The 19,152-nt window shown below is 73.4% G+C and carries 20 protein-coding genes; 11 read left to right on the top strand and 9 right to left on the bottom strand.

The annotated features are described in order from the left end of the window. Positions 1-146 precede the first annotated feature (146 nt). Together AC29IT_RS17160 and AC29IT_RS17155 are read right to left on the bottom strand one after the other, a co-directional pair. On the bottom strand, positions 147-1,622 hold the full coding sequence (locus AC29IT_RS17160; protein ID WP_488219390.1) for a class I adenylate-forming enzyme family protein: 1,476 nt from the start codon (positions 1,620-1,622) through the stop codon (positions 147-149). Next, positions 1,622-1,867 carry an acyl carrier protein gene (locus tag AC29IT_RS17155; protein ID WP_488219389.1) on the bottom strand — a complete coding sequence of 82 codons (246 nt, stop codon included), beginning with the start codon at positions 1,865-1,867 and terminating at the stop codon, positions 1,622-1,624. Before AC29IT_RS17155 ends, AC29IT_RS17160 begins: the two co-directional genes overlap by 1 nt. Before the next feature lie 225 nt (positions 1,868-2,092). Here AC29IT_RS17155 and paaA (AC29IT_RS17150) point away from each other — a divergent pair, with 225 nt between their 5' ends. The 9 genes from paaA (AC29IT_RS17150) (at position 2,093) to kynU (ending at position 9,593) form a co-directional block, all read left to right on the top strand. After that, entirely contained in the window at positions 2,093-3,094 is a 1,002-nt protein-coding gene (paaA, locus tag AC29IT_RS17150; protein WP_488219425.1) for a 1,2-phenylacetyl-CoA epoxidase subunit PaaA, read from the top strand. Further along, positions 3,091-3,384, top strand: a complete 294-nt coding sequence (paaB, locus tag AC29IT_RS17145) for a 1,2-phenylacetyl-CoA epoxidase subunit PaaB (RefSeq protein WP_488219388.1) — start codon at positions 3,091-3,093, stop codon at positions 3,382-3,384. The genes paaA (AC29IT_RS17150) and paaB (AC29IT_RS17145) overlap by 4 nt, the downstream gene beginning before the upstream one ends. Then, entirely contained in the window at positions 3,377-4,189 is an 813-nt protein-coding gene (gene paaC, locus AC29IT_RS17140; RefSeq protein ID WP_488219387.1) for a 1,2-phenylacetyl-CoA epoxidase subunit PaaC, read from the top strand. Before paaB (AC29IT_RS17145) ends, paaC (AC29IT_RS17140) begins: the two co-directional genes overlap by 8 nt. After that, positions 4,186-4,680, top strand: coding sequence for a 1,2-phenylacetyl-CoA epoxidase subunit PaaD (gene paaD, locus AC29IT_RS17135; RefSeq protein WP_488219386.1), 495 nt, complete (start codon positions 4,186-4,188; stop codon positions 4,678-4,680). Before paaC (AC29IT_RS17140) ends, paaD (AC29IT_RS17135) begins: the two co-directional genes overlap by 4 nt. Positions 4,681-4,689: 9 nt before the next feature. Then, a complete protein-coding gene (locus AC29IT_RS17130; RefSeq protein WP_488219385.1) occupies positions 4,690-5,751 on the top strand; it encodes a flavin reductase family protein in 1,062 nt (353 codons plus the stop codon). 35 nt (positions 5,752-5,786) lie between these two features. Further along, on the top strand, positions 5,787-6,554 hold the full coding sequence (locus tag AC29IT_RS17125; protein ID WP_488219384.1) for an SDR family oxidoreductase: 768 nt from the start codon (positions 5,787-5,789) through the stop codon (positions 6,552-6,554). A gap of 29 nt (positions 6,555-6,583) precedes the next feature. After that, positions 6,584-7,411, top strand: a complete 828-nt coding sequence (locus tag AC29IT_RS17120) for a tryptophan 2,3-dioxygenase (RefSeq protein WP_488219383.1) — start codon at positions 6,584-6,586, stop codon at positions 7,409-7,411. Beyond that, on the top strand, positions 7,401-8,195 hold the full coding sequence (locus AC29IT_RS17115) for an alpha/beta hydrolase family protein (protein ID WP_488219382.1): 795 nt from the start codon (positions 7,401-7,403) through the stop codon (positions 8,193-8,195). Before AC29IT_RS17120 ends, AC29IT_RS17115 begins: the two co-directional genes overlap by 11 nt. Positions 8,196-8,342: 147 nt before the next feature. After that, positions 8,343-9,593 carry a kynureninase gene (gene kynU, locus AC29IT_RS17110; protein WP_488219381.1) on the top strand — a complete coding sequence of 417 codons (1,251 nt, stop codon included), beginning with the start codon at positions 8,343-8,345 and terminating at the stop codon, positions 9,591-9,593. 117 nt (positions 9,594-9,710) lie between these two features. Here the strand turns inward: kynU and paaE are convergent, their stop codons facing one another. The 6 genes from paaE to paaZ are packed head-to-tail and all read right to left on the bottom strand — an operon-like array spanning position 9,711 to position 15,478. Beyond that, complete coding sequence (gene paaE, locus AC29IT_RS17105; protein WP_358435655.1) at positions 9,711-10,793, bottom strand: 1,2-phenylacetyl-CoA epoxidase subunit PaaE; 1,083 nt, start codon at positions 10,791-10,793, stop codon at positions 9,711-9,713. 1 nt (position 10,794) lies between these two features. Then, positions 10,795-11,301: a 1,2-phenylacetyl-CoA epoxidase subunit PaaD gene (gene paaD, locus AC29IT_RS17100; protein WP_358435652.1), complete on the bottom strand. Its 507-nt coding sequence runs from the start codon at positions 11,299-11,301 to the stop codon at positions 10,795-10,797. Continuing rightward, positions 11,295-12,176, bottom strand: coding sequence for a 1,2-phenylacetyl-CoA epoxidase subunit PaaC (gene paaC / locus AC29IT_RS17095; protein ID WP_358435649.1), 882 nt, complete (start codon positions 12,174-12,176; stop codon positions 11,295-11,297). The genes paaD (AC29IT_RS17100) and paaC (AC29IT_RS17095) overlap by 7 nt, the downstream gene beginning before the upstream one ends. A 7-nt stretch (positions 12,177-12,183) precedes the next feature. Next, complete coding sequence (paaB, locus tag AC29IT_RS17090; protein ID WP_358435646.1) at positions 12,184-12,492, bottom strand: 1,2-phenylacetyl-CoA epoxidase subunit PaaB; 309 nt, start codon at positions 12,490-12,492, stop codon at positions 12,184-12,186. Next, a complete protein-coding gene (gene paaA / locus AC29IT_RS17085; RefSeq protein WP_488219380.1) occupies positions 12,489-13,439 on the bottom strand; it encodes a 1,2-phenylacetyl-CoA epoxidase subunit PaaA in 951 nt (316 codons plus the stop codon). The genes paaB (AC29IT_RS17090) and paaA (AC29IT_RS17085) overlap by 4 nt, the downstream gene beginning before the upstream one ends. After that, a complete protein-coding gene (gene paaZ, locus AC29IT_RS17080; RefSeq protein WP_488219379.1) occupies positions 13,436-15,478 on the bottom strand; it encodes a phenylacetic acid degradation bifunctional protein PaaZ in 2,043 nt (680 codons plus the stop codon). The genes paaA (AC29IT_RS17085) and paaZ overlap by 4 nt, the downstream gene beginning before the upstream one ends. Positions 15,479-15,693: 215 nt before the next feature. Between paaZ and AC29IT_RS17075 the strand changes: the two genes are divergently transcribed. Further along, positions 15,694-16,599, top strand: coding sequence for an IS5 family transposase (locus AC29IT_RS17075; protein ID WP_358447186.1), 906 nt, complete (start codon positions 15,694-15,696; stop codon positions 16,597-16,599). Between the two features lie 7 nt (positions 16,600-16,606). On the opposite strand, the gene AC29IT_RS17070 is transcribed toward AC29IT_RS17075, so the two are convergent. After that, complete coding sequence (locus tag AC29IT_RS17070) at positions 16,607-17,470, bottom strand: 3-hydroxyacyl-CoA dehydrogenase family protein (protein WP_358435637.1); 864 nt, start codon at positions 17,468-17,470, stop codon at positions 16,607-16,609. A 250-nt stretch (positions 17,471-17,720) separates the two neighbouring features. On the opposite strand from AC29IT_RS17070, the gene paaK reads away from it, so the two are divergent. After that, entirely contained in the window at positions 17,721-19,130 is a 1,410-nt protein-coding gene (gene paaK / locus AC29IT_RS17065) for a phenylacetate--CoA ligase PaaK (protein ID WP_358435634.1), read from the top strand. The last annotated feature ends 22 nt before the right edge of the window (positions 19,131-19,152 follow it).

Genomic DNA, 19,152 nt, shown 5'->3' with positions numbered 1-19,152 from the left:
GACACGGGCGGCGGGAGCGCAGGGCGGCGGGAGCGCAGGGCGGCGGTAGCGGAAGCAGCGGTAGCGCGGGCAGCGGTGGCGCAGGACCCGCCGGTGACGCGGGCGAGCGCCCGGCGGGTGGGCCGCCGGGCGCTCGGGTTCGGGCCTCAGGCCTGGAGCTGCTTCTTCAGGATCTTGCCCGCCGGGTTCCGCGGCACCTGCTCGATGAACTCGATGCGGCGCGGCCGCTTGTACGGCGCCAGGTTCTCCGCCAGGTGCGCGAGCAGTTCGCCCGCGGTGGCGCCCTCGGCGACGACGTGCGCGACCGGCACCTCCCCGTAGTCCTCGTCCGGCACGCCCACCACCGCCGCGTCCCGCACCGCCGGGTGCGCCAGCAGGGCGCGCTCGACCTCCGAGGGGTAGACGTTCTGGCCCGCGCGGATGATGAGGTCCTTGCTCCGGTCGACCAGGTGGATCCGCCCGTCCTCGTCCAGGAAACCCAGGTCGCCGGTGACGATCCAGCCGTCGAGGGTCACTTCCCGGGTCGCCTCGGGGTCGTTCCAGTAGCCCTGCATGACGCCCGGCCCGCGGACCACGATCTCGCCGATCCGCCCCGTCGGCACCTCGCGGCCCTCGGTGTCGACGGCGCGCGCGGACATGCCGGTGATCACCCGTCCGCACGGGATGCGGGTGGTCACGTCGCCGGGTGCGGGGTGCTCGTCCGGGCCGAGGGTGACGAACGGGCCGCCGACCTCGGTCATGCCGTACACCTGCCGGAATCCGCAGCCGAGGCGCTGCACGGCCTCGGCGTACACGTCGACGGGCATCGGGGCCGCGCCGTAGAGGACTTCGCGCAGGGAGGACAGGTCCGCGCGGTGCGAGGCCTTCGCGTGCAGCATGAACCGCAGCATCTGCGGTACCAGCCACACGTGCGTCGCCCGGTGCTCCGCCACGGCGGCGAGCGCCTTCTGCGGCGTGAAACCGGGCAGCAGCACCAGGGTCGCGCCCGCTGCCAGGTAGGTCAGCGAGACGACCATGCTGCCGTGGTACAGCGGGCAGCAGTTGACCAGCACGATGTCCTCGGTCGGCCGCGCCTGCACCAGCCAGCCGAGCGCGATGGCGCGGAACGAGCCCGCGTCGACGGTGACGCCCTTGGCCCGACCGGTGGTCGCCGAGGTGTGCAGCACCGCCGCCGGATCGGTGTCGGCGATGTCGGGCAGCGCGATCGGCTCCGCACCGCGGCCGAGTTCGGCGAACCCGGCCGCGTCCACCGCGATCCGGATCCGCACCGAGTCCGGCAGCGCGGCGTGCCGCTCCAGCAGGTCGGTCTCGCCGAGCACGGCGACGGCGCCCACCCGCTCGACGATCGCGGCCACCTCCGGTGCGGCGAGGCTGTGGTTGAGCGGCACGAACAGCGCACCGAGCCGGGCGAGCGCGAAGTAGCTCTCCACCACCTCGATCCGGTCCTGGGAGAGCACCACCACGCGGTCGCCGCGCGCGATGCCGCGCGCGGCGAGCCCGCGGGCGAGCTCCGCCACGCGGTCGTGGAACCGGGACCAGGTCACGCTCCGGTGCTCGTCGACCAGGGCGGTGCGGTTCGGGAAGCACTGGCGGTTGCGCTCCACCAGCTGGGTCAGCCACATCACGCACCGCCGGCGGGGCGTGCGGCGTGCTCGTCGAGGAAGTGCTGGTAGTCGGCGATGGTGCGCAGCCGTTCGGCGTGCTCGGCGGTGATCTCCACGCCGGTGCGCTCCTCGATGAGCAGGACCAGGCGCACCAGGTCACCGGAGTCGATGCCGCTGGCGGCGAGGTCCACGTCGTCCCCGACGGCATCGGCGTACTCGGCGGTGCCGGTGAGTTCGACGAGCAACGTCCTGATGGTGCTCATGGCGCTTCTCCTTCGTCGTCGACGATCTCCCGTGGAAGAGGTGCTCCGGCCGCCGCGCACTCCCCCGAGATCACGTGGCGTGCATCACATGCCGAGTCGGCGGTCCGCGGGATGGTGCGCGCCGCGCCGCACCTCTTCTCCGGTGAACGGCCCGACCACGTAACGGCCTGACCACGTCGAGCCGCGAACCACGTCGAGGGAGTGATGCGGGTGCACCAGCAACAGGTGGCGGAGCAGGCATCCCGAGGACCGGCGGAGAAACCGGCGTCCGAAGCGGAACTCACCGCGCGCTTCGAGGCTCGGCTGGCCGCCGGCCAGGTGGTCGAACCGCGGGACCCGACCCCGGACGGCTACCGCCGGATGCTGCTGCGCCAGATCGCCCAGCACGCCCACTCCGAGATCATCGGGATGCAGCCGGAAGGTGCCTGGCTGACCCGCGCGCCCTCGCTGCACCGGAAATCGGTGCTCATCGCGAAGGTGCAGGACGAGGCGGGGCACGGCCTGTACCTGTACTCGGCGGCCGAAACCCTCGGCGCGGACCGCGACGAGCTGCTCGACGCCCTGCACCGCGGACAGCAGCGGTTCGCCGCGACCTTCAACCACCCGGCGCTGACCTGGGCGGACACCGGGGCGATCGCCTGGCTGACCGACGGCGCCGCGGTGCTCAACCAGGCCCCGCTGTGCCACACCTCCTACGGCCCGTACGCCCGCGCGATGCGTCGCGTCTGCCAAGAGGAGACCTTCCACGTGCGGCAGGGCTACGACCAGCTCCGCGCGCTGTGCGGCGGAACCCCGCGGCAGCGGGAGATGGCGCAGGACGCGGTGAACCGGTGGTGGCTTCCCGCGGTGGCGCTCATGTTCGGCCCGCCGGACACCGTCGCCGGCGGTGCCGATGCGCGCACCGCGGCGATGGGGGCGGCGGTGTCGCGCCGCGCCATGGCCTGGGGGATCAAGCGGCACACCAACGACGAGCTGCGGCAGCGCTTCGTCGACCAGGTCGTGCCGCAGGCGGCCGCGCTCGGCCTGGCGCTGCCCGACCCGGCGATCCGCTGGAACGCCGAGCGCGGCCACTACGACTTCGGGCCGATCACCTGGGAGGTGTACCGGAACGCCCTCGGGGACGACACCCATTCCGCCCGGCGGCGGATCGCGCACCGGATCGCCGCCCACGAGGATGGGGCGTGGGTGCGGGAGGCCGTCGCCGCGCACGCCGAGGCCGGATCATGAGCGGCCTGCGGCTGCCCTCCTGGGAGGTGTTCCTGCGGCCCCGCCGGGGATTGGCGCACCAGCACGTCGGATCGGTCCTCGCCGCCGACCCGGAGATCGCGCTCGCGCACGCCCGCGACCTGCACGCCCGGCGGGGCGAGCCGCTGTCGCTGTGGGTGGTGCGGTCGGACTCGGTGCACGCGGTCTCCCCCGAGGAGCACGACCCGTTCTTCGGCGCCGCCGAGCACAAGCCGTTCCGGCGACCCGAGCAGTACCCGTCACCGGCGGAGGAGGCCGCGGATCATGGATGAGCCGATCGCGGTGGCGGAGCAGACCGACCCGACCGTGCAGGCCGACCCGCCTGTGCAGGCCGACCTGGCCGAGCTGGTCCTGCGCCTCGGCGACGACGCGCTGGTGCTCGGCCAGCGGCTGTGCGAGTGGATCACGCGGGCGCCGACGATCGAGGAGGACCTGGCGCTGTCCAACATCGCCCTCGACCTCGTCGGCCACGCCCGCGCGCTGCTGACCCGCGGCGGACGGCTGGACGGCACCGGGCGCTCCGAGGACGACTTCGCGTTCACCCGAACCGAGCGGGAGTTCCGCAACGCGCTGCTCGTCGAGCTGCCGCGCGGCGATTTCGCGGTGACCGTGGCCCGGCAGCTGGTCTACGCGCACTGCGCGGCACCGCTGTACGCGACGCTGGCCGGGTCCGCGGACCCGGAGCTCGCCGCGTTCGCCGCCCGCGCCGCGACCGAGGTCGCCTTCCACCGCAGGCACGCCGACGGCTGGGTGGTGCGGCTCGGCCGCGGCACCGCGGAGAGCGCCCGCCGGATGCAGGCGGGCCTGGACCTGGTCTGGCCGTACGCGCCCGAACTGTTCGAGGAGGACGCGGTGCTGCGGCGGCTCGTGGCGGCCCGGCTGGTCCCGCCGCTGGACGAGGTGCGCGCCGAGTGGGACACCGGCACCGCCGACGTGGTGGCCCGCGCCGGGCTCACCGTGCCCACCCCCGGCTGGCAGGCGCGCGGGGGCCGGGCCGGGTTGCACTCGGAGGCGTTCGGCCCGCTCCTGGCCGAGCTGCAGTCGGTGCACCGGCAACACCCGGGAGGCCGCTGGTGACCGCCGCACGGCTCGACGCCGACCGGGTGCGCGCGGCGGTGGAGGCGCTGCCCGACCCGGAACTGCCGGTGATCACGCTCGGCGAACTGGGCGTGATCGGCGCGGTCCGCACTGCCGCCGACGGGGTCGCGGAGGTCGAGTTCACCCCCACCTTCCTGGGCTGCCCGGCACTGCCCGCCATCACCGCCGCCATCGCGGACGTGCTGCGCGCGTGCGGCCACCCGGACGGCCGGGTGCGGCAGGTGCTGGCGCCGCCGTGGTCCCCCGAGCGGATCACGCCGTCCGGGCGCGCCGCGCTCGCCGCGCACGGCATCGCCCCGCCCGCCGGGGCGGGTGCGCCGCAACCGATCCACCTGGGCGCCGGTGCACCCTGCCCGCACTGCGGATCGCCGGACACCCGGCTGCACAGCGCCTTCGGCCCGACCCGCTGCCAGTCGCTGCTGCGGTGCACCGGCTGCCAGGAGATCTTCCCGTGCATCACGGCGATGTGAGGTGACCGCATGAACGCAGCACCCGCCCCGGGCCTGTTCCGGCTGCCGGTGGCGCGGCTGGAGCGCCTGCCCGCCGGTGCCGTCGCGATCACGCTGCAGGTGCCCGCCGAGCTGGCGGCGACCTTCGCGCACCGGCCGGGCCAGCACGTGGTGGTGCGGCACGGCGCACTGCGCCGCAGCTATTCGGTATCGCCGCCACCGGGTGCCCCGGACGCGCTGCGGCTCGTCGTCGAACCGGTGCGCCCGGACGGGTTCGGCGCGTTCGCCCGCGACCGACTCGCCGTGGGCGACCTGCTCGAACTGTCCCCGCCGACCGGCCGGTTCGGGCTGGTGGAGGCCCCGGACGCGCACCACGTGCTGATCGCGGGCGGTTCGGGGATCACCCCGCTCGCCGCGATGGCGGCCGCGGCGCTGCGCGGCGCACCCGACTGCCGGGTCTCGCTGGTGCACGCGGTGCGCACCGCCGCGGACGCACTGCTGGCCGACGAGCTGGCCCTGCTCAAGGACGAGTTCACGGACCGCTTCGACGTGCTGCACGTGCTGTCCCGCGAACGCGCGGCGAGCGAGCTGCGCACCGGACGCCTCGATCCGGGCAAGCTGCACCGGGCGCTGTCCGCCGTGGACGCCCGGCCCGGTCCCGGCGCGCACTTCGCGCTCTGCGGTCCCCCCGGCCTGGTCGAGTCGGTCCGCGCGGCGCTCGTCGGGTGGGGCGCCGCCGCCGACTCCGTGCGCTGCGAAGCGTTCACCGGCGCGGCACCGCCCGCACCGGAACCGGCGGCCCGGCCCGAACCGGTGCGGCGGATCACCGCGGTGCTCGGCGGGCGCACCAGCGTCCTCACCATGCGCCCGCGGGACGCGGTGGTCCTCGACGCGCTGCTGCGCCACCGGCCCGAAGCACCGCACTCCTGCCGCGAAGGGATCTGCGGCAGCTGCCGGGCGAAGGTCGTCACCGGCGCGGTCACCACCGGGACGCAGCACGCGCTCGACGCGGGCGACCTCGCCGACGGCTACACGCTCGCCTGCCGCGCCCGCCCGAGCAGCGACGACCTCACCCTCGACTTCGACGCCTGACCCCGGGTCCGAGGTCGCCACGGAAGGAGCGGACCATGACCACCCCACGCCACCACGGCCGCACCGCGCTGGTCACCGGCGGCAGCCGCGGCATCGGCAAGAGCATCGGCGCGCGGCTCGCCCGGGAGGGCGCCCTGGTCGCCGTGCACTACGGCCACGACCACGAGGCCGCCGCGAAGGCGGTGCAGGAGATCACCGCCGACGGCGGGCGGGCCTTCCCGGTGCACGCCGAACTCGGCGTCCCCGGCGACGCGGACGAGCTGTGGCGCGCCTTCGACCGCGGGCTGGCCGAGCAGGGCGCCGAACCCGGGCTGGACGTGCTCGTCAACAACGCGGGCATCACGCTGCCCCGCAGGACCGCCGACGTCACCGAAGACGACTACGACCGGATCTTCGCGATCAACACCCGCGCACCGTTCTTCATCGTGCAGCGCGGGCTGGGGCGGCTGCGCGACGGCGGCCGGATCGTGAACATCTCCTCGGTCACCACCAGGATCGCGTTCCCGCCGATCATCGCCTACACGATGACGAAGGGGGCGCTGGACACCCTGACCCTGGCGCTGGCCGCGGAGCTCGGGCCGCGCGGGATCACGGTGAACGCGGTCGCACCCGGCTTCACCGACACCGACATCAACCCCACGCTCGCGGATCCGGAGGTGCGGCGCGGCTACGCAGCCAGGTCGGTGTTCGACCGGCTCGGCACGCCCGCCGACATCGCGGACGTGGTGTCCTTCGTCGCCGGTGACGAGGCCCGCTGGATCACCGGGCAGTGGCTCGACGCCAGCGGCGGCGTGCAGCTCTGAACCGACCGCCACCTCCCCCAGGAGTTGTGATGAACGAACGCACGACCACCGTCGCGGCCGAGCCCGCCCGGCTCTCCCCCGGCGCGAGCCCCTACGACGAGTACGTCCACGCCTCGGTGCTGAACTCGCTGCAGCAGCCGCTGACCGAGGCGCCCGACGAGATGGGCTTCCTCGTCACCACCCAGGTGATGGAGCTGTGGTTCACGCTGATCGTGCACGAGTGGCGGGCCGCCCGGGACGCGTTCGCCGCGGACGACCTGCCCGCGGCCACCGAGGCGCTGGTGCGCAGCCGCCGCGCCCTGCGGGCGCTGGTGTCCTCGTGGGCGCCGATCGCCGCGCTGACCCCCGTGCAGTTCAACGGTTTCCGCGCCGCGTTCGGCACCGCGTCCGGGTACCAGTCGGCGATGCACCGGCACCTGGAGTTCCTGCTCGGCCAGAAGTCCGCGGCCCTGCTGCGCGGGCACTCGGACACCGTCCACGAAGGACTCGCCGCGGCATTCGCGGAACCGTCGCTGTACGACGAGGTGCTGCACTTCCTGCACCGACGCGGCCACCCGATCCCCGCCCGGGTCCTCACCCGCGACGTCACCGCCACCCACGAGTCCGATCCGGCCGTCGTCGAGGTGTGGCGGCGCATCTACGCGGGCCCGCAGCACGATCCGCTGCTCGCGCTGGCCGAACTGCTCACCGACGTGGCCGAGCAGGTCGACCGGTGGCGGTTCGACCACGCGATGGTGGTGCGCCGCGCCATGGGGTCCAAGCCCGGCAGCGCCGGTTCGTCCGGGCTCGCCTACCTGGAGCGGCGCGCCCGGCTCGTCGCGTTCCCCGAGGTCTGGGAGGCCCGCGGTGCCGTCTAGGCCGATCTCCGCGCACGCCGCCGAAGAGGAACGGCGGGTGCTGGGCCTGCGCCCGGTGCTCGCGCCGAGCCGCGGCAGGTACGGCGAGCACCCGCAGCACTCCTACGACGCGTGGCCCGGCGACGGGCCGCTGGTGGTGCTGCTGCACGGCGGGTACTGGCGCTACGACCGGCTGCACCTGACGCCGTTCGCCGCGTTCCTGGCCCGGCAGGGCTTCTCCGTGCTGCTGCCCGGTTTCCGCCGTTCCGGTGGAGCCGGGGGCTACCCGGAGACCTTCGACGACGTGGCGCGGCTCGTGGACGTGCTGCCCGCCGGGCGGCCGTACGTGCTGGCCGGGCACTGCTCGGGCGGGCACCTGGCGCTGTGGGCCGCCGCCCGGGGCCTGCTGCCCGCGGACTCGCCGTGGCGCACCACGCGGCTGCCGGACGCGGTGCTGGCGCTCGCCCCGATCACCGACCTCGAGGCGACCCGGCGCGCGGACCTCAGCGACGGGGCCGCACGCCAACTCCTCGGCGGCACCGGGGAGTTCGAGGCGCGGCTGCCGCTGGTGGATCCGTTGACGCTGCTCCGGGGCGCCGGATCGACCGGGGTGCGCACCGTCCTGCTGCACGGTGCCGCCGACGAGGAGGTGCCGCCGCAGCAGTTCGCGGACTACGCGGCCGCGCACCACGACCTGGAGACCGCGGTGCTGCCCGGTACCGGCCACTACGCCCTCATCGAACCCGACACCGCCGCGGCCCACCACGTCGCCCGCACGCTCCGGGACCTCACCGCACGTCGGTGAACGTGCGCGCGGGTCGTGCCGTCCGCTTGTCAGCGGGAAGCCGCTGGGCCACGGTCCAGGTGGGCGACCGGCACCGCGGCCGAGGTTCCGCCACGCACCCCGCCCCGCGACGGGACGGGACGGCACACCGAACGAGACGAGACGCGCATGACGACCGCACCACCGGCGCTGGCCGACCTCGCCGCCGAACTGGACGCCGCCGATCCGCTGGCGGGCGTCCGGGACCGCTTCCTGCTGCCGGAGGGGCTCGTCTACCTCGACGGCAACTCGCTCGGCCCGCTCCCGGCCGCGGTGCCGCCGGTCGTCACCGACGTGCTGCACCGGCAGTGGGGCACCGGACTGATCCGGTCGTGGAACGACCACGGCTGGTGGGACGCGCCGCTGCGCGTCGGCGACGCCGTCGGCGGGCTCATCGGCGCGGCACCCGGGCAAACCCTGGTCGGTGATTCCACCAGCGTGCAGCTGTTCACGGCGCTCAGCGCCGCGGCCCGGCTGCGCCCCGGCCGCGAGCTGCTCGTCACCGATCCCGGCCACTTCCCCACCGACCGGTACCTCGCCGACTCCGCAGCGGAGCTGCACGGGCTGCAGGTGCGGCACGTCCGCCCAGCGGACCTCGACGGTTTCCTCGCCGTGGAGGGCGAACGGGTGGCCGTGGTCAGCTACTCGCCGGTGGACTACCGCACCGGCGAGTTGCACGACATGGCGGCCGCGACCCGCGCCGCGCACCGGGCGGGCGCGCTGGTGCTGTGGGACCTGTGCCACGCGGCCGGGGCCATGCCGGTCCGGCTCGACGAGCTCGGAGCCGATTTCGCCGTGGGCTGCGGCTACAAGTTCCTCTCCGGCGGTCCGGGCGCACCGGCGTTCCTCTACGCGGCCCGGCGGCACCACGACGCCTGGCGGACCCCGCTGCACGGGTGGACCGGGCACGCCGACCCGTTCGGGCTCCAGCAGGACTACGCCCCGGCACCGGGCATCGCCCGCGCCCGCATCGGCACCCCGCCGATCCTGGGGCTGCTGGGCCTGGAGGCCGCGCTGACCGCGTTCGACGGCGTCGACCTCGACCAGGTTCGGGCGAAGAGCCTGTCGCTGACCGGTTTCCTCCTGCGCTGCACCGGAGAACTGCTGGCTCCGCTGGGCTTCGAGCCGGTCACCCCGGCCGATCCGGCGCGCCGCGCCAGCCAGGTCTCACTGCGCCACCCGCACGCCTACGGGCTGGTGCGGGCGTTGGCGGAGCAGGACGTGCTCGCCGACATGCGCGCCCCGGACCTGCTGCGCTTCGGCGTCAACGCGCTCTACACCTCGCACCGCGATCTGCTGACCGCCGCGACCCTGCTGGCCCGCGTCGCCTCCACCGGCGCCTACGACCCGGCCCCGCCGGAGGCGGGCACGGTCACCTGACGGCTCGGCGACGCGGGGGCGGCGAGCCGCGCTGAGTCCCCCGCACCGTCCGCCCCCGCACCGTCCGCGGAGCCGCCGCAGCGGACCGGCCGGGACTCCCCGCCGGAACCGCGCCGATCACGCGTCGTAGTCGACGGTGACCTCGTCGGAGCAGGGCAGGGTCTGGCAGGTGAGCACGAACCCGGCGTCCACTTCGGACTGTTCGAGGGCGAAGTTGCGCCGCATGTCGACCTCGCCGCCGGTGACGAGCGCGCGGCAAGTACCGCACACACCGCCCTTGCAGGCGAACGGCAGGTCGGGCCGGGACCGCTGCGCACCGTCCAAGATGGACGTGTCGCGGGGCGTGGACATCGAGGTGGCCCGGCCGTCGAGCACGACGGTGACCTCGCTGGCCGCGCCGTCCACCGCCGCGTCGGGGTGCCGCACCGGTGCGGGCGGGGCGTCGTCGACGAAGAACAGCTCCAGGTGGATGCGGTCCTCGGCGACCCCGGCGCCCGTCAGGTGGTCGCGGGCGGCGGTCACCAGTTCGAACGGCCCGCACAGCCACCAGTGGTCCACCGCGCCGAGGTCCCCGAGCAGCGGGCCGAGCGCGGCGAGCTTCTCCGGGTCGAGCCTGCCGGTGAACAGCTCGGCCTCGCGCGGTTCCCGGGACAGCACGTGGACGAGTTCCAGCCGCGCCGGGTGGCGGTCCTTCAGGTCGGCGATGTCGTCGGCGAACATCACCGTGTCGGTGCGGCGGTTGCCGTACAGCAGGGTCACCGTGGCGCCGGGTTCGCGCAGCACCGTCGCGGCGATCGACAGCATCGGCGTGATGCCGGAGCCCGCGGCGATGAGCACGTGCCTGCCGGGCACGTCGGGTTCGGGGGTGAAGTTCCCCGTGGGCGTGCCGACCTCGACCTCGTCGCCGGGGCGCAGGTCGCGCACCAGCCAGGTGGAGAACAGCCCGTCCGGGACCTCCCGCACCCCGATCCGCGGTGCGGAGCCCTCCGGGGAGCAGATCGAGTAGGAGCGGCGTTCTTCGCGGCCGTCGACGGTGCGCCGCAGCGTCAACGACTGGCCGGCGCGGAACGCGTAGCTGCCGGCGAGCTCGTCCGGCACCTCGAAGGTCACCGCCACGGCGTCGTCGCACAGCCGGGAGACGTCGGCGACGCGCAGCGGGTGGAACTCACCGCGCAGCCGGGACGCAACGGGGGTGCTCACGTCAGATCTCCTTCACGTGCTCGAACGGCTCAGCGCAGGAGCGGCAGCGGCGCAGCGCCTTGCACGCGGTCGCGGCGAACCGGGACACCTCGACGGTGTCGGGCGAACCGCACTGCGGGCAGGTCACCCGCCGCACGGTGGGGCCGAGGGTCAGCGGGATCGGCCCGGCCGTCGGCGACGGTCCGGTGCCGGGCGGCGCGATGCCCGCTTCGGCGAGCTTGCGGCGCCCGTCCGCGCTGATCCAGTCGCTGCTCCAGGCGGGCGTGAGCGCGGTGCGGATCTCCACGTCGTCGTACCCGGCGGCGCGCAGCGCGTGGTCGAGGTCGTCGCGCATGGTGTCCATCGCCGGGCAGCCCGAGTAGGTGGGCGTGATCGTGACGACGACCCGGCCACCGGACTCGGAGACCTCGCGCAGCACGCCGAGGTCGGCGAGGGTGAGCATCGGCAGCTCCGGGTCCACCACCGTCGCGGCGACGGCGCGCGCGTCCTGTCGCAGGCCGGTCACCACGTCGCCCCCGGCATCGCGCGGGCCACGCTCTGCAGCTCGGCCAGCAGGAATCCCATCGACTCGGTGTGCACGCCGTCGCGGCCGGTCCGGTGCGAAACCCCGGCGATCGGTGCCGCGTCCGGCTCGGCCAGCGTCGCGGCGGCGAACACCTGCGCCAGCACCGCGTCGAACTCGGCGCGCAGGCCCGCGGGGTCGACGCCGATGCCGTCCGCGGCGAGCGCCGCCTCCACCGGGTGGGTGGTGAACAGCTCCGCCACGTACGGCCACACCGCCGCGAAGCCCGCCGTGACGCGCTCGTGGGAGTGCTCGGTGCCGTCGCCGAGCCGAACCACCCACTGCGCGGCGTAGTCGCGGTGGTAGGTGACCTCCTTGACGCCCTTGTCGGCGATCGCGGCCAGCACCGGGTCGCGGGAGCCGGTGAGCCGCTGCAGCAGCGCGAGCCGCCAGGTGGCGAACACCAGCAGCCGGGCGACCAGTTCGCCGAAGTCACCGCGTTCCAGCTCGGCGAGCCGGACGTTGCGGAACTCGTGCTCGGCGCGGGAGAACGCGTAGTCGTCCTCCCCGCGGTCCCGGCCTTCCGCCTTCCCGGCGCGGGCGAGCAGCAGCCGCGCCTGGCCCAGCAGGTCGAGGCCGATGTTCGCGATCGCCACCTCGTCCTCCAACTCGGGCGCCCGGGTGCACCACTCCTGCAGCCGGTGCGAGAAGACCAGCGCGTCGTCGCCGAGCATCAGGCAGTACGCGGCGAGCTCGGCGCCGTCGACGCCGGCCGGGACGGTGGTGTCCACTCCGGACAGCGGGTCCTCGAATCCGGTGCCGAACGCCCAGCGGGCGTCGCCCTCTTCGGTGAGGGCTTCGTAGGCGTTGTCGAAGGACATCGGGGCCTCACATGTGCGGAACGGACTCGGGGATGTCGTAGAACGTCGGGTGCCGGTACACCTTGTCGCCGCTGGGCGCGAAGAACGGGTCCTTCTCGTCGGGCGAGGAAGCGGCGATCGCCGCGGCGCGCACCACCCAGATGGACACGCCTTCGTTGCGGCGGGTGTAGAGGTCGCGGGCGTGGTGCAGCGCCATCTGGTCGTCGGCGGCGTGCAACGAGCCGACGTGCACGTGGTTCAGCCCGCGCTTGCCGCGGACGAACACCTCGTACAGCGGCCAGTCGTGCCGGGCTCCACCGGAGTTCGAGTCGCTCATGCGGTCCCCTCCTCGTGCTTCTTCGCCGCGTGCGCGGCCGCGGCTTCGCGGACCCAGGCGCCGTCCTCGTGGGCGCGGCGGCGGCGGGCGATGCGCTGGGCGTTGCACGGGCCGTTGCCCCGGAGCACGTTCTTGAACTCGGCCCAGTCGACGGCACCGAAGTCGTAGTGCCCGCGGTCGGCGTTCCACGCCAGGTCCGGGTCCGGGAAGGTGACGCCGAGGGCGTCGGCCTGCGGCACGGACATGTCGACGAAGCGCTGCCGCAGCTCGTCGTTGGTGTGCCGCTTGACCTTCCAGGCCATCGACTGCTCGGTGTTCGGCGAGTCCGCATCCGGCGGGCCGAACATCATCAGCGACGGCCACCACCAGCGGTCGACGGCCTCCTGCACCATCTCCCGCTGCTGCGCGGTGCCGCGCATCATCGTCATGAGCAGCTCGTAGCCCTGCCGCTGGTGGAAGGACTCCTCCTTGCAGATCCGCACCATCGCCCGCGCGTACGGGCCGTAGGAGCTGCGGCACAGCGGCACCTGGTTGCAGATGGCGGCGCCGTCGACGAGCCAGCCGATCACCCCGACGTCGGCGAAGGTCAGCGTCGGGTAGTTGAAGATCGACGAGTACTTCTGGCGGCCGGAGATGAGCTTCTCGGTCAGGTCCGCCCGGTCCACGCCGAGGGTCTCCGCCGCCGAGTACAGGTACAGCCCGTGCCCGGCCTCGTCCTGCACCTTCGCCAGCAGGATCGCCTTGCGCCGCAACGAGGGCGCGCGCGTGATCCAGTTGCCCTCCGGCTGCATGCCGATGATCTCGGAGTGGGCGTGCTGGGCGATCTGGCGGACCATCGTCTTGCGGTAGCCCTCGGGCGACCAGTCGCGCGGCTCGATCCGCTGGTCGCGCTCGATGGTGCGCTCGAAGTGGGCTTCGAGCTCGGTCTCGGGGAGCGTGGCGGTCATCGGTCCTCCTTCGCGACGAGGGTGAGCACGTCGTACTTCGCGACCGAGTCGCCGTCCTGGTTGGTGACGTCGGCGTCCCACCGGACCTCGCCGTAGTCCTGGTCCACGCGCGGGGTGATCTGCTTGGCCGTCAACGTCACGGTCAGCGCGTCGTCCACCTGCACCGGCGTCAGGAAGCGCAGGTTCTCCAGCCCGTAGTTCGCCAGGACCGGACCGGGTTCCGGGGAGACGAACAGGCCCGCGGCGAAGGACACGACCAGGTAGCCGTGCGCGACGATGCCGCCGAACAGCGGGTTCGCCGCGGCCGCTTCCGGGTCGGTGTGGGCGTAGAAGGTGTCGCCGGTGAACTCGGCGAAGTGGTCGATGTCGGCGCGGGTGACGGTGCGCGGCCCGGCGACGACGGTGTCGCCGATCTCCAGCTGTGCCAACGACTTCCGGAACGGGTGCACCTCGGCTTCTCGGCGAGGGGCGCCCTCGACCCAGCGGCCGGTGACGCCGCTGAGCGCGGCGGGCGAGCCCTGCACGGCGGTGCGTTGCATGTGGTGCAGCACGCCGCGGACGCCACCCATCTCCTCACCACCACCTGCGCGTCCGGGGCCGCCGTGCACGAGCTGCGGCATCGGCGAGCCGTGCCCGGTGGACTCCTGCGCGTCCGCGGCGTCGAGCACCAGCAGCCGCCCGTGGAACGGTGCGACGCCGAGCACGACCTCGCGCACGAAGTCCGGGTCGGCGGACACGACGGAGCCGACGAGGCTGCCGCCGCCGCGGGCCGCCAGCTCGACGACCTGCTCTGCGGAGGTGTAGGGCAGCAGGGTCGAGACCGGTCCGAACGCCTCGACCTCGTGCGGTTCGGGCCGTTCCGGGTCCGCGCGCAGCAACACCGGGGACAGGAACGCGCCGGTCTCGGCGTCCGCGCCGGTGACCTCGACGTGCTCGGGGTCGCCGTAGACGACCGATCCCGCGGCGAGCAGCGCCTTCAGCGAGCGGCGGACCTCCTCGCGCTGCTCCAGGCTCGCCAGCGCGCCCATCCGGACCCCGTCGGCGTCCGGGGCGCCGACGGTGACCTTCGCGAGCCGGGCGGACGCGGCCGCGGCGACGTCGTCGAGGAGCTCGGCCGGGACGAACGCGCGGCGGATCGCGGTGCACTTCTGCCCGGCCTTGACCGTCATCTCGGTGGTGAGCTGCTTGACGAACAGGTCGAACTCCGCGGTGCCCGGGACCGCGTCGGGCCCGAGGATCGAGCAGTTCAGCGAGTCGGCCTCGGCGTTGAACCGCACCGAGTTCCGCACCACGGCCGGGTGCGCGCGCAGCTTCTGCGCCGTGGCGGCCGAGCCGGTGAACGACACCAGGTCCTGCGCGGTCACGTGGTCCAGCAGGTCTCCGGCGCCGCCCGCGACGAACTGCAGCGAGCCTTCCGGCAGGATGCCGGATTCGACGATCAGCTCGACCAGCCGGGCCGTCAGGTAGGCGGTCTGGCTGGCGGGCTTGACCAGGCTGGGCACCCCGGCGAGGAACGCGGGGGCGAGCTTCTCCAGCGGTCCCCAGACGGGGAAGTTGAAGGCGTTGATCTGCACGGCGACGCCGCGCAGCGGAGTGGCGATGTGCTGCGCGAGGAATGTGCCGCCCTTGCTCAGCGGCTCGACGGCGCCGTCGACGTAGACGGTGTCGTTGGGCAGTTCGCGCTTGCCCTTCGACCCGTAGGCGAACAGCACGCCGATGCCGCCGTCGACGTCGAACTTCGAGTCGCCGAGCGTGGCGCCGGTCTTCGCGGACAGCGCGTAGAGCCCCTCGCGGTGCTCGCGCAGGTGCGAGGCGAGCGCCTTGAGCAGCGCGGCGCGCTGGTGGAAGGTCAGCCGCCGCAGCGCGGGACCGCCGACGTCGCGGCCGTACCGCAGCGCGGCGGCGAAGTCGATCCCGGCCGAGGAGATCCGCGCGACCTCGTCCCCGGTCGCGGCGTCGTGCAGCGGCGCGCCCCCGTCCGCCGCCGTGTGCCACTCCCCGGAGACGTAGCTGCGCAACAGCTCTGTCGCGTGACCCATCAACCCTCCCCAACCATTAACCGACCGAACGTTCGGGAACTAATGCTAACGCGCCCGCCGGACCGGGGGAAGCGCGAACGCCGAAGTTCGCGCGCCGCCGGTCCGGCGACCGGCTAGGAGCTGTTTAGGAACCTGGGGCCCGCTGGTGGAACGCAGTGAGGTCTCCGGTAGATGGATCAACGACCAAGAAGATCGACATCTATCCGGAGACCTCGGTGGGAAGCGTATCGGTTGGCGCGCGTCAGGATCTGACGGATCGGCAATGGGCGATGTTGCGGCGTGTGTTGCCGCCTCGGCCGGTGGTGGGGCGTCGTCCGAAGTGGACTCGGCGGCAGTTGCTCAATGGGGTCCGGTGGCGGGTGCGGGTCGGTGCTCCGTGGCGGGACGTACCGGAACGCTATGGGCATTGGCAGTCGATCTACCAGTTGTTTCGTCGCTGGCAGCGTGCGGGCGTGTGGCCCTGGATTCTCTCGGTGCTGCGGGCGTGGGCGGATCAGGCAGGGTTGATCGATTGGCAGGTGTCGGTGGATTCCACGATCAACCGGGCTCACCAGCACGCCGCCGGAGCTCGCCGTCGGCCTGATGAGCAGGTCGAACCTCCCGGTGATGAACCGGCCGATCACGCCCTGGGGCGGTCCCGTGGTGGGTTCACCACGAAGATCCACCTGGCCTGTGAACAAGACCGCAAGCCACTATCGATACTGATCACTGCTGGTCAACGCGCCGATAATCCTCAGATGGCCGCTGTGCTGGACGCGATTCGGGTGACACGTACCCGCGGACGCCCGCGTACTCGCCCGGAGAGGGTACTGGCGGACAAGGCCTACTCCTCCCGCGCGAACCGTTCCTACCTGCGTCAACGCAAGATCATGGCAACGATCCCGATCCCGAAAGACCAAGCCGCCCACCGCCGCGCCCGAGGCCCGGCCGGAGGCCGGCCCCCCGCTTTCGACTCCAAGACCTATCGCCGGCGCCACGCCGTGGAGTGCGGGATCAACCGGCTCAAACACCACCGCGCCGTGGCCAGCCGATACGACAAACTCGCCGTCCGCTACGAAGCCACCGTGCACATCGCCACCATCAACATCTGGCTCCGCGACCTCACCAAAACCAATTCCTAAACAGCTCCTAGTCCCAGTTGTGGAAACCGCGCCCCGTCTTGCGCCCCAGCTCACCCGCCGCGACCTTGTCGCGCAGCAGTCGCGGTGGCGCGAACCGCTCCCCCAACGCGCCGCGCAGGTGCTCGGCGATGGCGAGCCGGACGTCGAGGCCGACCAGGTCGGTCGAGCGCAGCGGTCCCATCGGGTGCCGGTAGCCCAGTTCCATCGCGGCGTCGATCGCCGCCGCGTCCGCGACGCCCTCCTCCAGCATCCGGACCGCCTCCAGCCCCAGCAGCACGCCCAGCCTGCTGGTGGCGAACCCGGGCGAGTCGCGCACGACCACGTCGGCCTTCCCCAGCCCCCGGACCCACTCGCGCACCTGCTGCACCACCTCGCCTGCGGTGTCCGGCGCGTGCACCACTTCGACCAGCTTCGACGCGGGCACGGGGTTGAAGAAGTGCATGCCGAGGAACCGGGACGGGACGCGCAGCGCGGCGCCGAGTTCGGTGATCGGCAGCGAACTGGTGTTGCTGGCCAGCACGGTGCGCTCGCCGAGGACGGCCTCGGCCGCGGCCAGCACGCCGACCTTCAGGTCCGCCAGCTCCGGCACCGCCTCCACGACCAGGTCCGCGTCCGCCGGGAGCCGATCGATGCCGTCGACGACGGACACGCGCACCAGGACCGCCTCCGGGTCCTCGGCGAGCTTGCCGCGCTCGGCGGCCTTGGCCAGCCCGTCGGCCAGCCGCGCGCGGGCGGCTTCGGCGGCCGCCGCACCGTTCTCGACGACCGAGACCCGGGCGCCGCCGGTAGCGAAGACCTGGGCGATGCCCGCTCCCATCCGGCCACCGCCGATCACCCCGACCTCGCGGGGAGCTCCCTGGACGTCCTGCACGACCACCTCCGTTCCCGGAACCGGGCGGACCGGTCCCGCTCCTGCGACCTCGCGGCGGGCGCCGCGAACCCGTTGCGCCGCGCGGACTTCCGCGCTCGTGCTCCCTTGACATCCGGCGCCCGCGCCGCTTTTACTGAGCTCACATTACTTACCGTCCATTCGGTCGGTTTTCAAGGCCGCGGCGCCGCGGACCCCCACCTCGGCGGGACGTGCGGCCCGCTTCGCGAGACCTCGGCAGCCAAGGGATTCCATGACCACCACGCCCGGCAGGACCACCGCACCCCGCCCCGCGACCGCCGATTCCGGCGCCGACCGCTCCGGTGCCGCCCCGCGCTCCGGTGCCGTGCCGCGTCTCGGTCCCGCACCGCGTCTCGCCGACCTCACCCCCGACGAGCGCCTGAGCGTCGACGAACTGCGCGCCCGGCAGCTGGACCGGCTGCGGTGGACGCTGCGGCACGCCTACGAGAACGTGCCGTTCTACCGCCGCAGGTTCGACGAAGCGGACGTGCACCCGGACGACTGCCGGGAACTCGCCGACCTGGCGAAGTTCCCGTGCACCACCAAGCAGGACCTGCGGGACGAGTACCCGTTCGGCATGTTCGCCGTGCCGCAGGACCGCGTGCGCCGCCTGCACGCCTCCTCCGGCACCACCGGGAAGCCGACCGTGGTCGGCTACACCGAGCAGGACCTCGACACCTGGGCGACGGTGCTGGCCCGCTCGATCTTCGCCGCGGGAGGGCGGCCGGGGCACAAGGTGCACAACTCCTACGGCTACGGCCTGTTCACCGGCGGGCTCGGCGCGCACTACGGCGCCGAGAAGCTCGGCTGCACGGTGATCCCCGCCTCCGGCGGCATGACGGCGCGCCAGGTGCAGCTCATCACCGACTTCCAGCCCGAGGTCATCATGGTGACCTCCTCGTACATGCTGACGCTGCTCGACGAGTTCGAGCGCCAGGGCATCGATCCCCGCACCAGCTCGCCGCGCATCGGCATCTTCGGCGCCGAACCGTGGACCGAGCAGATGCGCCGCGAGATCGAGGAGCGGATGGACCTCGACGCCGTCGACATCTACGGGCTCTCCGAGATCATGGGGCCCGGCGTGGCGCAGGAGTGCGTGGAGAGCAAGGACGGCCTGCACGTCTGGGAGGACCACTTCTACCCGGAGGTCGTCGACCCGATCGACGGCGACGTGCTGCCCGACGGCGACACCGGCGAGCTGCTGTTCACCTCGCTGACCAAGCAGGCCATGCCGGTCATCCGCTACCGCACCCGCGACCTCACCGCGCTGCGCCCGGGCACCGCGCGCCCGTCGTTCCGCCGGATGGACCGGATCGCCGGCCGCAGCGACGACATGATCATCCTGCGCGGGGTGAACGTGTTCCCGACCCAGATCGAGGAGATCGTGCTCGACGTCGACGGCCTGTCCCCGCACTTCCAGCTCCAGCTGACCCGCCACGACCGGATGGACCGGCTGACGGTGCGCGTCGAGGGCCTGGACGGCATCGACGCCGACCAGCGCGCCGCGGCCGCCCGGGAGATCGGGGCGCGGGTCAAGGACGGCGTCGGGATCTCCGTCGGCGTCGAGATCCTCGAACCGGATTCGCTGGAGCGCTCGGTGGGGAAGCTGCGCCGCGTGATCGACCGCCGCGAGCCGCGGTAGCACCGCGGACTGCACCGAACGC

It is taken from the genome of Saccharopolyspora sp. MMCC62, from assembly GCF_057736575.1.
The sequence above is the reverse complement of the archived record's forward strand: the minus strand, read 5'-3'. Positions and strand labels throughout refer to the sequence as shown.